Source organism: Rhodococcus sp. DK176 (assembly GCF_038447315.2).
Taxonomy (GTDB): domain Bacteria; phylum Actinomycetota; class Actinomycetes; order Mycobacteriales; family Mycobacteriaceae; genus Rhodococcus_F; species Rhodococcus_F jostii_A.
Map to the genome: position 1 here is coordinate 7,162,877 of NZ_CP118321.2, position 15,481 is coordinate 7,178,357.

Annotated in this window: 14 protein-coding genes; 12 read left to right on the top strand and 2 right to left on the bottom strand. The window is 67.8% G+C overall.

The features are described from left to right. The first annotated feature begins 48 nt into the window (after window positions 1–48). From PSR88_RS33320 to PSR88_RS33350, 7 genes are all read left to right on the top strand, one after another. Entirely contained in the window at window positions 49–2,385 is a 2,337-nt protein-coding gene (locus PSR88_RS33320) for a Tex family protein (protein ID WP_011598397.1), read from the top strand. 74 nt (window positions 2,386–2,459) lie between these two features. Beyond that, window positions 2,460–3,365, top strand: a complete 906-nt coding sequence (locus tag PSR88_RS33325) for a hypothetical protein (protein ID WP_009479723.1) — start codon at window positions 2,460–2,462, stop codon at window positions 3,363–3,365. A gap of 94 nt (window positions 3,366–3,459) precedes the next feature. Then, on the top strand, window positions 3,460–3,801 hold the full coding sequence (rplS, locus tag PSR88_RS33330; protein WP_005240490.1) for a 50S ribosomal protein L19: 342 nt from the start codon (window positions 3,460–3,462) through the stop codon (window positions 3,799–3,801). Window positions 3,802–3,882: 81 nt separating this feature from the next. Beyond that, window positions 3,883–4,665, top strand: a complete 783-nt coding sequence (gene lepB / locus PSR88_RS33335) for a signal peptidase I (RefSeq protein ID WP_009479724.1) — start codon at window positions 3,883–3,885, stop codon at window positions 4,663–4,665. Then, window positions 4,662–5,342 (top strand): ribonuclease HII, encoded by a 681-nt coding sequence (locus tag PSR88_RS33340; RefSeq protein WP_005240494.1) that lies wholly within the window; start codon window positions 4,662–4,664, stop codon window positions 5,340–5,342. Before lepB ends, PSR88_RS33340 begins: the two co-directional genes overlap by 4 nt. A 37-nt stretch (window positions 5,343–5,379) precedes the next feature. Then, window positions 5,380–5,697: a DUF2469 domain-containing protein gene (locus PSR88_RS33345; protein WP_005240496.1), complete on the top strand. Its 318-nt coding sequence runs from the start codon at window positions 5,380–5,382 to the stop codon at window positions 5,695–5,697. Between the two features lie 34 nt (window positions 5,698–5,731). Beyond that, a complete protein-coding gene (locus tag PSR88_RS33350) occupies window positions 5,732–6,775 on the top strand; it encodes a patatin-like phospholipase family protein (RefSeq protein ID WP_009479726.1) in 1,044 nt (347 codons plus the stop codon). 56 nt (window positions 6,776–6,831) lie between these two features. Here the strand turns inward: PSR88_RS33350 and PSR88_RS33355 are convergent, their stop codons facing one another. Then, a complete protein-coding gene (locus PSR88_RS33355; RefSeq protein ID WP_016883092.1) occupies window positions 6,832–8,175 on the bottom strand; it encodes an MFS transporter in 1,344 nt (447 codons plus the stop codon). Beyond that, entirely contained in the window at window positions 8,172–9,890 is a 1,719-nt protein-coding gene (locus PSR88_RS33360; RefSeq protein WP_016883091.1) for an amidohydrolase, read from the bottom strand. Before PSR88_RS33360 ends, PSR88_RS33355 begins: the two co-directional genes overlap by 4 nt. A gap of 222 nt (window positions 9,891–10,112) precedes the next feature. Here PSR88_RS33360 and PSR88_RS33365 point away from each other — a divergent pair, with 222 nt between their 5' ends. The 5 genes from PSR88_RS33365 to dprA all read left to right on the top strand — a co-directional run bounded on the left by PSR88_RS33365 (window position 10,113) and on the right by dprA (window position 15,167). Then, on the top strand, window positions 10,113–11,015 hold the full coding sequence (locus PSR88_RS33365) for an Lrp/AsnC family transcriptional regulator (protein WP_029539446.1): 903 nt from the start codon (window positions 10,113–10,115) through the stop codon (window positions 11,013–11,015). Between the two features lie 53 nt (window positions 11,016–11,068). Further along, window positions 11,069–11,941 (top strand): LLM class F420-dependent oxidoreductase, encoded by an 873-nt coding sequence (locus PSR88_RS33370; protein WP_011598403.1) that lies wholly within the window; start codon window positions 11,069–11,071, stop codon window positions 11,939–11,941. A 210-nt stretch (window positions 11,942–12,151) separates the two neighbouring features. Next, the gene (locus PSR88_RS33375; RefSeq protein WP_005259362.1) at window positions 12,152–12,508 is read left to right on the top strand and encodes a YraN family protein; all 357 of its coding nucleotides are present in this window, start codon (window positions 12,152–12,154) and stop codon (window positions 12,506–12,508) included. Beyond that, window positions 12,508–14,016, top strand: a complete 1,509-nt coding sequence (locus tag PSR88_RS33380; protein ID WP_016883090.1) for a YifB family Mg chelatase-like AAA ATPase — start codon at window positions 12,508–12,510, stop codon at window positions 14,014–14,016. Before PSR88_RS33375 ends, PSR88_RS33380 begins: the two co-directional genes overlap by 1 nt. Then, window positions 14,013–15,167, top strand: coding sequence for a DNA-processing protein DprA (gene dprA, locus PSR88_RS33385; RefSeq protein ID WP_237724108.1), 1,155 nt, complete (start codon window positions 14,013–14,015; stop codon window positions 15,165–15,167). The genes PSR88_RS33380 and dprA overlap by 4 nt, the downstream gene beginning before the upstream one ends. The last annotated feature ends 314 nt before the right edge of the window (window positions 15,168–15,481 follow it).

Consider the following 15,481-nt stretch of genomic DNA (forward strand, 5'->3'; position numbering starts at 1 on the left):
CCTCACCGCCGACGATATTGTCTCAGAGTAGCGGTAGGGTCCATTTCCGTGACTCTCAAGACCGTGAACCAGCGCATTGCCGAGGAGCTCGACGTCCGGGAGGGACAGGTCGCGGCCGCCGTGGACCTCCTCGACGGTGGAGCCACCGTGCCCTTCATCGCCCGGTACCGCAAGGAAGTCACCGGAACGCTCGACGACGCTCAGCTCCGCCAGCTCGAGGAACGCCTGCGGTACCTGCGGGAACTGGACGATCGCCGGGTCGCCGTGCTCGAGTCGATCGACTCGCAGGGCAAGCTCGACGACCAGCTGCGTGGGCAGATCATGACCGCCGACACGAAGGCGCGCCTCGAGGACATCTACCTGCCGTTCAAGCCGAAGCGGCGCACCAAGGCGCAGATCGCCCGCGAGGCCGGTCACGAACCCGTCGCCGACGCACTGATCACCGATCCCTCCACCGATCCGGCGTCCTACACGGCCGAACAGCTCGAGGGTGCGCGCGCGATCCTCGTCGAGCGTTTCGCCGAAGACGCAGACCTGGTGGGTGAGCTCCGCGAGCTGATGTGGACCCGCGGGCAGCTGGTGTCCGCGGTCCGCAAGGGCAAGGAGACCGAGGGCGCGAAGTTCGCCGACTACTTCGAGTTCTCCGAGCCGTTCGGCAAGCTTCCTTCGCACCGGATCCTGGCGGTGCTGCGCGGCGAGAAGGAAGAGGTACTCACGCTCACGCTGGCACCCGACACGGAGGAGCCCGTCCCCGGCGAGCCCACCGTCTACGAGGGCCGGATCGCAGGCCGGTTCGGCATCGCCGACCGCGGCAGGCCCGCCGACCGGTGGCTGCTCGACACCGTGCGGTGGGCGTGGCGCACCAAGATGATCGTGACGCTGGGCATCGACACCAGGATGCGCCTGCGACAGTCGGCGGAGAAGGACGCCGTCGACGTGTTCGCCAACAACCTGCGGGACCTGCTGCTGGCAGCGCCTGCCGGGACCCGCGCCACGATGGGCCTCGACCCCGGCTTCCGGACCGGGACGAAGGTCGCGGTCGTGGACGCGACCGGCAAGGTGGTGGCCCACGACACGATCTATCCGCATCAGCCCCAGAACAAGTGGGACGCCTCCCTGGCCACTCTCGCCGGTCTCGTCGCCAAGCACGGCGTGGAGCTCATCGCCATCGGGAACGGCACGGCCTCCCGCGAGACGGATGCGCTCGCGACCGAGCTGATCGCCAAGTCGGGTACCACCAACCTGACGAAGATCGTGGTGTCCGAGGCCGGCGCGTCCGTGTACTCGGCGTCCGCGTACGCCTCGGCGGAGCTGCCCGATCTCGACGTGTCGATCCGCGGAGCAGTCTCCATTGCGCGACGTCTGCAGGACCCGCTCGCCGAACTGGTGAAGATCGACCCGAAGTCGATCGGCGTCGGGCAGTACCAGCACGATGTGTCGGAGACGCTGCTCGCGCGGTCGCTCGGTGCCGTCGTCGAGGACGCGGTGAACGCGGTCGGCGTCGACGTGAACACCGCGTCGGTGCCGCTGCTGTCCCGCGTGTCGGGTATCGCCGGTTCGCTCGCGGAGAGCATCGTCGCGCACCGGGACCAGAACGGCCCGTTCCGCAGCCGCAAGGGGCTCAAGGACGTCGCGCGACTCGGTCCGAAGGCGTTCGAGCAGTGCGCCGGCTTCCTGCGCATCCCCAACGGGGACGACCCGCTCGACGCGTCCAGCGTCCACCCCGAGGCCTACCCGGTGGTGCGCAAGATCGTCGGCGCGAGCGGCACCGGCGTGCGCGAGATCATCGGCAACACGTCCGCGCTCCGCAGCCTGAACCCGGCAGACTTTGTCGACGACCGGTTCGGTCTGCCCACGGTCACCGACATCATCGGTGAGCTCGAGAAGCCCGGCCGCGACCCCCGCCCGGAGTTCAAGACGGCCACGTTCGCCGCCGGCATCGAGAAGGTGTCGCACCTGAAGCCGGGGATGACGCTCGAGGGCGTCGTCACGAACGTGGCGGCGTTCGGCGCGTTCGTCGACATCGGCGTTCACCAGGACGGCCTCGTTCACGTGTCCGCGATGTCCCACAACTTCGTCAAGGACCCGCGGGACGTCGTGAAGTCGGGTGACGTCGTGAAGGTGAAGGTCCTCGAGGTGGACGAGGCCCGTCAGCGCATCGGACTGACTTTGCGGCTCGACGACGAGGTCGGGGCCGGCCGCAAGAACGACGGTCCCCGCGGCGGTGGGCAGCGGCAGGACCGGCGGGGCGGCGGTCAGCCACAGGACCGGCGCGGCGGCAAGCCGCAGCAGCAGCAGGGTGGACGCGATCGCGGGCGTGACTCCCGCCCGGCGCCCGGCGGTTCGATGGCCGACGCGCTGCGGAAGGCGGGATTCGGCAAGTAAAGAGGTCACCATCCCGACACGAGCCTCCACTTTTCGATGGAGTGACTAGTTCTTTACTGGGATAGTGGATGCCGATGTACGAATGGCTGGATCGGGAAATCGTCGGGCACGGGCGCCTGCCTCTGCTCTTTTTCCTGCTCGGGTTTCTCGCGGCTTTCCTGTTCATCCGGTTGAGCGTGCGGATGATCCGTGCCGAGGTGTCGTGGTGGCCGGGCAACGTGAAACCCGGCGGGCATCACGTCCACCACGTGGTGTTCGGCGTCGTGACGATGCTCGTCTCGGGGGTCTCCCTCATCGCCGTGTACGAGGACGGCACCCAGACCACCGGCGCCGTCCTCGCCACGTTCTTCGGGGTCGGCGCCGCGCTCGTGCTGGACGAGTTCGCGCTGATCTTCTACCTGCAGGACGTGTATTGGGCGGATGAGGGCCGGACGTCGGTCGATGCCGTGTTCGTGGCGATCGCGGTGACGGGTCTGCTGCTCCTCGGTCTCCGGCCGCTCGAACTGATCAACGTCACCGACTTCCGGGACTCGCCGGATCCCTGGGTGCGGATCGCGATCGCGTTCTCGTCCGTGATCAACCTGCTCATCGCGGCGGTGGTGCTGCTGAAGGGGAAGATCTGGACGGGGTTGCTCGGCCTGTTCATCTTCCCGATCCTGCTGATCGGGGCGCTCCGATTGAGCCGGCCGAGCGCACCGTGGGCCCGGTGGCGCTACACCTCCAAGCCGAAGCGGATGCTCCGGGCCCTCGAGCGGGAGCGGAAGTGGCGTCGGCCGGTCATCCGGGCCAAGATCTTCGTGCAGGATTTCATCGCCGGGACTCCCAGCGCAGTGCACGTGAAGGAAGCCGCGGAACATGCCAGGGTGGCGGCGGAGGTCGAACTCGACCACGTGGTGCATGCGGCGCCGCCGCCGATTTCTCTTCACCCGGTGGCGTCTGGCACAATGGACGGGTTGCCTGGACCAGGCAGCAGTACTTGATCTGGGCACGAACCAGACGAGCACCGGTGTTCTTCGAACGTCCGGGTGCCGCTCGGTTCCTCTGCTCCTGCGAAAACGCAAGGATGGAACACCGATGAACACTCTCGATTTCCTGGACAAGAAGTCCCTCCGCGACGACATTCCCGAGTTCCGTCCCGGCGACACCCTCAACGTGCACGTCAAGGTCATCGAAGGCTCGAAGGAGCGCGTGCAGGTCTTCAAGGGCGTCGTGATCCGCCGTCAGGGCGGCGGCGTCCGCGAGACCTTCACCGTCCGCAAGGTCTCCTTCGGTGTCGGCGTCGAGCGCACCTTCCCGGTCCACAGCCCCAACCTGGCGCAGATCGAGGTCGTCACCCGCGGTGACGTCCGCCGCGCCAAGCTGTACTACCTCCGCGATCTGCGTGGCAAGGCCGCCAAGATCAAGGAAAAGCGCTGACCTTTCCGATGAGCCCGGCACTGCGTAGTCGCAGTGCCGGGCTAATCTGATTTCGTGACAGATTCTTCGAAGGAGCGGGCATTGTCGTCGGAATCCGAGACCACCGGCGATTCGGCCGCCACCTCCGCCGTGAACGGCGGAACGGCGGAGCCCGAGAAGAAGCCCCGCTCCTTCCTCCGTGAGTTGCCGATCCTGATTCTGGTCGCGCTCGTTCTGAGTTTCCTGTTGCAGACGTTCGTCGCCCGGGTGTATCTCATTCCGTCCGAATCGATGGAACCGACGCTGCACGGGTGCGCGGGCTGCACCGGCGACCGCATCGTGGTCGAGAAGATCGGTTACCGCTTCGGTGAACCGCAACCGGGTGACGTCATCGTGTTCCGTGGCCCCGATTCGTGGTCGCAGGATTTCGTCTCCACCCGGTCCTCCAACGTGGTGATCCGCGGTGCGCAGGAACTCGGTTCCCTCGTCGGACTCGTCCCCCCGGACGAGAACGACCTCGTCAAGCGTGTGATCGCCACCGGCGGTCAGACCGTCGAATGCTGCGACGACCAGGGCCGGATCCTGGTCGACGGCAAGCCGCTCGACGAGCCCTACGTCGTAATGGATTTCCCGTTCGTCCCCGGCTCCCAGACCTGCGACACGGCACTGAAGTCGGCGCGCTGCTTCGGCCCGGTCACCGTGCCCGACGGACACCTGTGGGTGATGGGTGACAATCGCAGCAACTCCGCGGACTCGCGGTACCACGTGGGCGACGACATACAAGGCACCATCCCGCTCGACAACGTGATCGGTAAGGCCGTCTTCATCGCGTTGCCGCCGTCGCGGATGGGCACGATCAGTTCACCCGATATCCAGGGCAAGTGACTTCCTGGCCTCCACGCATCGTCATTCGCAGGTCGTCCGGTCTGCGGACGATGGAGTCGGCGCTGGTCCGTAGCGGCCTCGGTCCGGTGGCCGGTGTCGACGAAGCAGGCCGGGGCGCGTGTGCGGGGCCGCTCGTCGTGGCGGCCTGCGTGCTCGCACCGAAGCCGTATCCGGCGCTGGCGCGCCTCGACGATTCGAAGAAGCTCACCGAACGCACGCGCGAAGAGTTGTTCCCGGCCATCACCCGGCTCGCGGTGGCGTGGAGCGTCGTGTCTTTTCCGGCCGAGGAAGTCGACCGGATGGGTGTGCACGTAGCCAACATCGAGGGCATGCGACGTGCCGTTGCCGGGCTCTCGACCACCCCGGGTTACGTTCTCACCGACGGCTTCCGCGTCCCGGGCCTGCCGGCCCCGTCGCTGCCGGTGATCGGCGGCGACGCCGCGGCGGCATGCATCGCGGCGGCGAGTGTGCTGGCCAAGGTCTCTCGCGACCGGGTGATGGTCGCAATGGACGAGACACATCCCGGTTACGGTTTCGCGATCCACAAGGGGTACAACACGCCCGCGCACCTGACGGCTCTCGAGAAGCTGGGCCCGTGCCCGGAGCACCGCCGCTCGTGGTCGAACGTCGCCGCGCTGATACACCGAGTGGATAACAGTTCCGGAAGTGCGAGATGATGACAATTCACACCAGAGCAGGAGGACTCCGAGACCGATGAGTGCCGAGGATCTCGAGAAGTACGAAACCGAGATGGAGCTGTCGCTCTACCGCGAGTACCGGGACATCGTCGGTCAGTTCTCCTATGTCGTGGAGACCGAGCGCCGGTTCTATCTGGCGAACTCGGTGGAGTTGCTGCCGCACAACGCGGACGGAGAGATCTACTTCGAGCTGCGGATGTCCGATGCGTGGGTGTGGGACATGTACCGTCCCGCGCGTTTCGTGAAGTATGTCCGCGTCATCACGTTCAAGGACGTGAACATCGAGGAACTCGACAAGCCGGACCTGCGGCTCCCCGACAACGGTCTGTCCTGACGATCCGGAGTTCTCGTCCGCGTACGATCGTCCGATGACCGGACCGAGGCGTGTCGCGCTGGCTCTGGGGAGCGGCGGTGCGCGGGGGTACGCCCACATCGGAGCGATCCAGGTGCTCGAGGAGCGCGGATTCGAGATCGTCGGTGTCGCGGGCTCGTCGATGGGGGCCCTGGTGGGAGGACTCCACGCAGCGGGCACGCTCGACGACTTCACCCGGTGGGCGATCGGCCTGACCCAGCTCGACGTCGTGCGTCTTCTCGACCTGTCGGTGTCCGCCCCCGGAGCCATCCACGCCGAGAAGATCCTGCAACGGGTCAGGGAGATACTCGGCGAGATCCGCATCGAAGACCTTCCGATTCCGTATACGGCCGTGGCCACCGATCTCGCTGCGGGCCGGTCGGTGTGGTTCCAGCGAGGGCCCGTCGACGCGGCGATCCGTGCGTCGATCGCCATCCCCGGCGTCATCACGCCGTATGTGCTCAACGGCCGGGTGCTCGCCGACGGTGGGGTGCTCGACCCTTTGCCGATGGCGCCGCTCGTCTCCGTGAGCGCCGACCTGACCGTCGGGATCAGCCTGAGCGCCGAGGACCGGGACGGGCGCTCGCTGGCCCCGGAGAACGTCAGCGCGGATTCGCGGCCGGTGGACGAATGGGTGGCGCGCTTCCGCCGGAGCGCCGCGCAGCTGCGTGACCTGGACATCGTGCGGTCGGTCGTGGGGCGATTCGGCGCTGCGCACACCGACCCGGATCCGACGGACGAGCAGGACGGCCAGGTGATCGGCGATCAGACTGTGGTCGAGGGCGACGCCGTGGCCGTCCCGAAGTTCAGCCGGTTCGCGGTGATGAACCGTTCGCTCGACGTGATGCAGGCAACGTTGGCTCGCTATCAGCTCGCCGCGTACCCACCGGACGTGCACGTTCGGGTGCCCCGGAACGCGTGCCGCAGTCTCGATTACCATCGTGCCGCCGAGATGATCGAACTGGGTCGGGTTCTCACCGGGCGTGCGCTCGACGACGCCGGTCTCGTCTCGCCGGCAGCCGCTGTGTCTCCGGCAGATTCGGACGGCGAGCCCACCTGACAGGTGGCAGGGCCGTTGCTGCGCACGCAGCACCGGCCCTGCCACTCACGGCGATGTCAGCTCGAGGCCCCAGCCCGGGCGGCGCCGAGGTCGCCCACCGATTCGTCGGACTCGCCGTCGACGTGATCGACGTGCTGCGGCGCCACGAGCAGGCAGAGAATGCTGACTGCGCACATTCCGATCAGGAGGCCGATCACCGGCCACACGCTGCCGGTGGCCTGGTACATGAGCGTGGACACCAACGGCGACAGTCCACCGAAGATCGCGCCGGCGCCCTGGTAGGCGAGCGAGATGCTGGTGTACCGGGCCTGCGGCCGGAACATCTGCGACAGCACCGCCGCGATCGGACCGTACGTCGCGGCCAGGACGAGCCGCATGACGGCGAAGGTCAGGAAGATCAGGACCACCGACCCGGACGTCAGGACCAGGAACTGTGGCGCGGCGAGCACCGCGACGGCCAGCAGTCCGTAGATCACCACGCGGATCCGGCCGACCTTGTCGCCGAGCCACGCCACTCCGAGCGTGGCGATCAATTCCACCACCGCGGCAACGCTGAGCGCGTTGAGGACGAGTGTCTCGGACAGCCCGACGTCCGGGTCGGTGGCGTACGCCGTGATGAACGTCGTCACGAGGTAGTAGCCGCCCACCGCGACGGGCAGGATGCCCATGCCGAGCAGGATCGGGCGCCAGTTGGTGACGATGGCGTACTTCAGCGGCAGCGCTTCGGGTTCGGTCGCCGTCTGCATCTCGGACTCGAAGACGGGGGATTCCTCCACCTTCAGTCGCACCAGCAACCCCACGCCGATCAGGAGCGCCGAGCACAGGAACGGCAGCCGCCACGCCCAGTCCCGCAGGGCGTCGTCGCCGAAGGTCGAGAGGACACTGAAGAACCCGGTGGCGAGCAGCGCGCCTGCGGGGTTGCCCAGCTGTGCGAATCCGCCGTAGAACGTCTTCTTGTCCTCGGGCGCGTGTTCGACGGCCATCAGCACGGCGCCACCCCATTCGCCGCCCACCGCGAAACCCTGCACGAAACGCAGCATCACGAGCAGCAGCGGCGCCCAGAACCCGATCTGCGCGTATGTCGGCAGCGCACCGATCAGGAACGTGCCCGCGCCCATCAGGGTGAGTGTCACGACGAGCGCCGTCCGCCGGCCGACCCGGTCGCCGACGTGTCCGAAGACGATGCCGCCGAGCGGGCGGGCGAAGAAGCCCACCGCATAGGTGGCGAACGCGGCGGCGATGCCGGTCAGGCGGTCGGTGTCGGAGGGGAAGAAGATCTCACCGAACACCAGGGCCGCCGCCGTGGCGTACACGTAGAAGTCGTACCACTCGATGGTGGTGCCGACGAAGGCCGCGAAACCCGCCTTGCGGGCCTTGGCGATCTGAGTGTCGTGACTCATGGCTGATCCTCGGTGGTTGCAGTGGTCGAGAGTAGGTCGCTGCGGGTGGAATGCGCCAATTCGCCGTCGATCCACGTTTCACGGACCTCGATGTCGGCAATGGTGTGCGGGTCGACGGTGAGAGGGTCGGCGCCGAGGACCACGAAATCGGCGCGCTTGCCGGGGGAGATGCTGCCGAGTTCGGATTCCCGTCCGAGCGCGCGGGCCCCGTTCAGCGTGTGCGCGGTGAGGGCCTGGGCGGCGGTCAGTCGCAATGCGTTCGAGCCGAGTTGATGTCCCTGCCGGGTGATGCGGGTGACGGCGGCCTGGATCGCCTCGAGTGGTTTGGGCTCGGCGACGGGTGCGTCGGAACTGATCGTGACCGGTACGTCGGCTTCGACGAATTCGCCCAGGGGATTGAAACGCTCACCCGGGGTGCCGATGGCCGCGGTCACGCCCTCGCCCCAGTTGTAGTAGTGCTGCGGCTGGTTGACGGGGTACGCACCGAGTGCGTGCATCCGCGTGATCTGCTCGGGGGTCGGCAACCCGCAGTGCTCGATGCGGTGACGGGCATCGGCGTCGGGATGCGCCTTCTGCGCGGCCTCGATCGCGTCGAGGACCATGTCGATCGCGGTCGGCGACTGCGCATGCGTCGCAGTCTGCAGGCCGACGGCGTGTGCCTTCGCGATCAGCGCCGCATAGTCGGCGGGCTCGTGATAGAGCTGTCCGGTCCGGCACGGGTCGCCCACGTACCCATCAGGGAAGTAGGCGGTCCAACCGCCGAGAGTGCCGTCGGCGTAGAACTTGATCCCGCCGAACGCGAGACGTGAGTTGCCGAACGCACCGTGCAGCCCGGTGTCGAGCGCGTGATCGAGCAGGTGGCTGAGCAGGTACATGCTCACCCGGGTCTCGAGCCGGCCCTGCTCCGCCAGTCGTAGGTACATGTCGAACTCGCGCCGCGTCACCTGGCAGTCGCCGATCGTGGTGACGCCGCCCTCGAGGAACTTCTCCTGCGCCACGGAGAGCTGCCGCAGATGCTCCTCGGGTTCGTCCTCGAGGTGGAAGTTCGGGCCGTGATGACCGACCTTGACGCCGTTCACGCCGGTGAGGATGTTGCAGGCGGCATCGGACAGTTCGCCGGTCAGCTCGCCGTCCGCGTCGCGGAAGAACTCGCCGCCGGGCGGATTCGGGGTGTCACGGGTGACGCCGTGGAGTTCGAGGGTGAACGTGTTGACGACGCCGCCGTGGCCGCTGGCGTTCATCAGGTAGACCTCGCGGTCGGTACCGACCTGATCGAGTTCCTCCTTCGTGGGATGACGGCCCTCGACGAGGTTGCGGTGCTCGTAGCCGTACCCACGCACCGGGATCCCGGCAGGCTGGTTCCCCGCCGCCTCCCGGAGCAGTGCGACGATCTCGGGAATGGTGCGTGCCTTCTCGGGGCCGCAGTCCACCCAGCTGAGCATCTGGCCGTACATCAGGGGGTGGGCGTGCGGATCGACGAACCCGGGTACGACGGTCGCCCCGGCGAGATCGATGACGTCCGTCGTCCGGGTGCCGATCCTCCGCGCTTCCTCACGACATTCCGCAGCGGTGCCGACCGCGGCGAAGCGATTGCCGTAGACGAGGAAGGCCTCGGCGCCCTCGGTGTCTGCGTCCACGGTGCGGAGCGTGCCACCGGTGAAGACGGTGGCGGTGGCGTCGAGGGGGGACGCCTCGTGGTGAAACAGCTTGCGCATGGTGATCCTTCGAGATGGTGGTGTGGGTCACGTTCCGGTTGGGAGGGAAATTACGCCCTGACCAGCGGCTACGCAATACATCAAAGTTTCGGAGCGATCGTTCGACGACGAATGTGTTCAGTATTTGGAGCAGATTTGCACCGATTCGCAGAATATTGGGATCTGTGCGATTCTTCTTGTCTGTCGGGAATGCAGAAAGAAATCGAGAAATCTCGGGGCATCATGACTGTCGAACTGGATTCCAAGCTCATCGCGGCGTTGCAGTCGAACGGTCGCGCAACCTATCGGGAGCTCGCCGCGACCGTGGGCGCACCCCGCGCCGCGGTGTCCACGCGCGTCCAGACGCTGCTCGATACGGGCACGGTGAGTGTCGTTGCCGTCGCACACCCCGAGTTGCTGGGCCTCAAGGCGATGGCACACGTGTCCGTCGCCGTGTCGGGGCCGGTGGGTCCCGTCGCCGAGGCACTCTGCGCGTCGGAGGCGGCCGTCTACATTTCCGCTGTGAGCGGGCAGTACAACATCATCGCCGAACTGCGCGTCCCCAACCAGCGGGACCTCTACGACGCCATCGCCGCGATCCGTGCGGAACCCGGTGTCCGCACCGTCAACACGCTGTTCTACGCCGATGTCATCAAGGGAATCTTCATGCCCAAGAGCGCATTACGGGCCGACGTCCGACTGGACGCAAAAGACGTCGCGCTCATCGAGTTACTGGAACGGAACGGGCGTATGCCGTTTCTGGAACTGGCCGAACGCACCGGGCTCTCACCGAGTGCGGCGCGGAATCGCGTGAACCATCTGATCGACAGCACCGCGTTGCGCGTCGGAGCCGTCGTGAGGCGCCGCGGTGGCGGCAGAACCCTCGCCATGGGCATCGGTGTCAGCCTCGGATCGCGGGACCGGGAGGCGTGCGCGCAGATCGAGGACCTGCCGGGTATCGAGTTCCTGGCGCGGACACTCGGCAGATTCGACCTGATCGGCACGGTCGCCGCCGACTCGTCGGGTGACCTCTACGCCCTTGCCGAACACATCCGGACGATCGACGGTGTGATGGCCCTGGAGACCTGGACGCATCTCGAGGTGTTCAAGGAGCACTACGCCCGTAGCCTCGACGTCCGCGGATAGAAGCGTCCCGGAAGCGAGTCACTTCGGCCGGGTAACTGTGAGACGATCGGCCGATGCGCCTCGGGTTGCACGCACTCGGGATCGGCACCGGCGCTCGTCGCGCGGTGATCGACTCGGTCGCGGTTGCCGCCGAGAACAGCGGATTCGCCACGCTGTGGGCAGGCGAGCACGTCGTGATGGTGGACCGGTCGGAGTCGCGGTATCCGTACGCGGACGACGGCCGGATCGCGGTCCCCGCCGTCGCGGATTGGCTCGACCCGATGATCGGGCTGAGCTTCGCCGCCGCTGCCACCCACACGATCGGCGTTGCCACCGGAGTGTTGCTACTGCCCGAACACAATCCCGTCCTCATGGCCAAGCAGGCCGCGACGTTGGATCTGATGAGTGGGGGCCGGCTGACGCTCGGCGTGGGCATCGGATGGTCCCGGGAAGAATTCGCTGCGCTCGGCATTCCGTTCGAGGGACGTGGCGAGCGCGCCGCCGAATACGTTGCGGCGATGCGCACGCTGTGGCGTGACGACGTCGCGACGTTCGAGGGTGCGTTCGTCCGCGTCGATTCGGTGCGGGTCAATCCGAAACCCGTGCGTGATCGCCGGATTCCGGTCGTGCTCGGCGGCAACAGTGACGCGGCACTCCGCCGGGTCGCGGCGTGGGGTGACGGCTGGTACGGGTTCAGCCTGGACGGCGTCGACGCCGTCACCGAACGAATCCGGACGATCCACGCACTGTGCCGGGACGCAGGGCGCGACGCCGAGGAGTTGCGCCTGGCCGTAGCCTTGCGGGAAGTGGACCCCTCCGACGTCGATGCGCTGGCCGAGGCGGGAGTCGACGAACTCGTCCTCGTCGAGTCGCCACCCGGGGATCCCGGCGCGGCCGCCGACTGGGTGGCATCGCTCGCGCGCCGATGGATGCCCGCGCTCGGCTGACCGTTCGATTACCGGCTTGACAGCCCTGGCCTGGGCCTTTGGGGTGAACACTTGCCGCGCAGTGCCGAGTTGTCCACAACGTGCACTTCATACACAGCCCAATTCGTTCGCCCAGTTCGGGCACCTCTTCCCGGAATGCGGGTCGGGCACGGTGGTGCGAGAGACGCGGTTTGCATCGGTGGGCCGCCGGGGGACGGGGTGGAGGCTGCTGTGGCGCACAATCTCGCGCTTGGTGCACATGGGGAGGATCTGGCCGCCCGGTATCTCACCGAGGCGGGCATGGAGATCGTCGACCGGAACTGGCGATCCCGATACGGGGAAGTCGATCTCATTGCGGCAGAGGGAGACTGGCTCGTGTTCGTGGAGGTGAAGACACGGCGCGGCCTGGGATACGGCAGTCCGGCCGAGGCGGTGACGTTCTCGAAACAGCGCAGGATCCGCCTGTTGGCCGTGGAGTGGCTGCGGGACTCGGGCCGGCACTGGTCGCGGGTGCGGTTCGACGTGGTCGCGATCATGATCGGGCACGGTCCGCAGCCCCAGATCGAACACGTCCGGGATGCGTTCTGATGGCACTGGGGCGAGCACACTCGGTGGCCGTGACCGGGGTCGACGGTCAACTGGTCGAGATCGAGGCCGATATCGGCCGCGGACTCCCCGCGGTGCATCTGGTCGGGCTGCCGGACACCGCGCTGCAGGAGGCTCGGGACCGGATCAGGGCCGCGGTGGCGAACTCGGGCGAGGAGTGGCCGGATTCGAAGGTGATCCTCGCGCTGTCGCCGGCGACGCTGCCGAAGGTCGGCTCGGTCTACGATCTCGCCCTCGTCGCTGCCGTGCTGGACGCGGCCAAGCAGGTGAAGCGGCAGCGGCTGCGCGAGACCGTTCTGCTCGGAGAACTCGCGCTGGACGGGCGGCTCCGGTCGGTGCGCGGGATTCTGCCTGCGGTGCTCGCGGCGAAGAATGCGGGGTGGGCGACGGTGGTCGTCCCGGTGCAGTCGCTGCCCGAGGCAGGGCTGGTCGGTGGTGTCGAGGTGCTCGGCGCGCACGACCTGCGGGCGGCGATCGCGTGGCTGCGGGAGGAGCGGGATCTCGAGTATCCGGAGCCGGCGCAGTGGGTTGCGCAACCGGTGCGCGCCGATCTGAGCGAGGTGGTGGGTCAGGCAGAGGCGCGCTGGGCCATCGAGGTGGCGGCGGCGGGAGCGCACCACCTGATGCTCACCGGCCCACCCGGCGTGGGGAAGACGATGCTGGCGCAACGACTTCCCGGGGTTCTGCCCCCGCTCACCGAGAGTGAATCGCTCGAGGTGACAGCAATCCACTCCGTGGCCGGGCTCCTGCCGCCCGAGCGTCCCCTCATCGACGTGCCGCCGTTCATCGCACCCCACCACACCGCGTCCGTGAGCGCACTCGTCGGCGGGGGAAGCGGGGTCGCGAAGCCCGGCGCGGTCAGTCGCGCCCACCGAGGGGTGCTGTTTCTCGACGAGTGCGCCGAGATCGGAACCAAGGTACTCGAAGCTCTGCGGACCCCGCTCGAGGACGGGGAGGTGCGAATCGCGCGCCGGGACGGGGTCGCCCGCTATCCGGCGCGCTTCCAGCTGATCCTCGCGGCCAATCCGTGCCCGTGCGCGCCCGCGCGGGAAGCCGACTGCGTGTGCGCACCGACTGCCCGGCGACGTTACCTCGGGAAGCTGTCGGGACCGCTGATGGATCGGGTGGATCTGCGGGTGCGGATGCAGGCCGTCGCGACCGGAGCGTTCATCGACGAGGTCGGGGAGAGCACCGAGGACGTCCGCCAGCGGGTGGCGGAGGCGCGGGCGGCCGCCGGCGAGCGGTGGAGCGACTACGGCTGGCGCACCAACGCGGAGGTGCCCGGACCGGCCCTGCGGCAGAAGTTCCGGTTGGCACGGCCCGCGCTGGCGCCGGTGGAGCGTGCGCTACGGAAGGGACTGATCACGGCCCGGGGCGCCGATCGGGCGTTGCGAGTGGCCTGGACCGTGAGCGATCTGGCGGGACTCGACATGCCGGGCCCGGAGCAGGTGGTCACCGCGTTGGGGTTTCGTGATCGGAGCTTTCAGTGACAGTGGAAAGTCGAAGTGGTGCAAGCGGTCTGAATGTGGTCCAGGATCCGCGGCGGTTGGCGTGGGCGTATCTGTCGAAGGTGGTGCAGGGGCCGAGCCCGGCGCTGTCGCGGCTCGTGGAGGAGGTGGGTCCGGAGGAGGCGGCGCGGGCCGTGCGGGAGCGGGACCTGTCGGAGATTCTGGGGGAGCGGACCGTTGCCCGGGCGCATGTGGATACCGCCGCGCACGATCTCGCACTGGTGGCGGGGATGGGTGGCCGGCTCGTGACGCCGGACGACGACGAGTGGCCGCAGTGGCGGCTCCTCGGCTTCGGGAATCTGTCCCGATCGCGGGACGAGGGCCCGCCGTTGGCGCTGTGGGTGCTCGGTTCGCGGCCGGTGGCCGAACTGACCGATCGGGCGATCTCGATCGTGGGGACGCGGGCGGCGAGTGCCTACGGCGAGCACGTGACTGCCGAGATTTCCGGTGATCTCGCCGTCGACGGGTGGACGATCGTGTCGGGTGCGGCGTTCGGGGTCGATGGTGCCGCGCATCGGGCAGCGCTGGGTGTCGGGGGCCTGACGGTGGCGGTGCTCGCGTGTGGTGTGGATCGTGCGTATCCGGCGGGGCATGCGCGCATGTTGCGGCAGATCGCGCAGAACGGTGCGGTGATCAGTGAGTACGCACCGGGCACGACACCGGCGAAGCATCGGTTCCTGGCGCGGAATCGGTTGGTGGCGAGCCTGTCCGACGGGGTGGTCGTGGTGGAGGCAGGGTGGCGCAGCGGTGCGCGGAACACGGCGAGTTGGGCGCGCAAGCTGGGGCGTCCCGTGATGGCCGTGCCGGGTCCGGTGACGTCGGCGTCGTCGACGGGGTGCAATCGGATGATTCGGGAGGGGGAGGCGCGGTTGGTCGCGAATGCCGGTGACGTGGTGGAGGAGGCCGGGCCGATCGGGCTGCGGGACGGCCCCGACGTGGTCCGCGATCTGGATGCGCTGTCGGGGGACGCCCTGCTGGTGTACGAGTCGTTGCCCGCGGTCGGGCCGCGTGGGGTCCGGGAGTTGTCCGAACTGTCCGGGGTCGCGGTGGAGCAGGTTCGGGCTGTGCTGCCGCTTCTGGAGATGGAGGGCTTCGTCGGCTCCGACGACACGGGGTGGTCGCGGCAGAGGTGAGGGGTGACGAGCCAGTCGGGAGTCCGCTCGGCGCGCACTTCATCGTGCTCGGTTGCCCCTAATGCGAGTCGAAGCGACTGATCGACGTCACGTTGGGGTAGAAACTTTCATATCGCACCTCACAACCGCACGAAGGAGTGAGATATGGGGTCAGCCGAGGACTTGTGGCGGAACTTCGTCGCGCAGGTGTTGAGCCTGTTGATCGCCTCCGGCTCGTAGCGGAGCTAGCTGCCGGTTGCCTGAGGGCACGCCCCGGGCCGACATCGCGCCCCGGGGCGATCGAGTCTGTGAAGTCCTCGCAGCGCTCCGGTCGA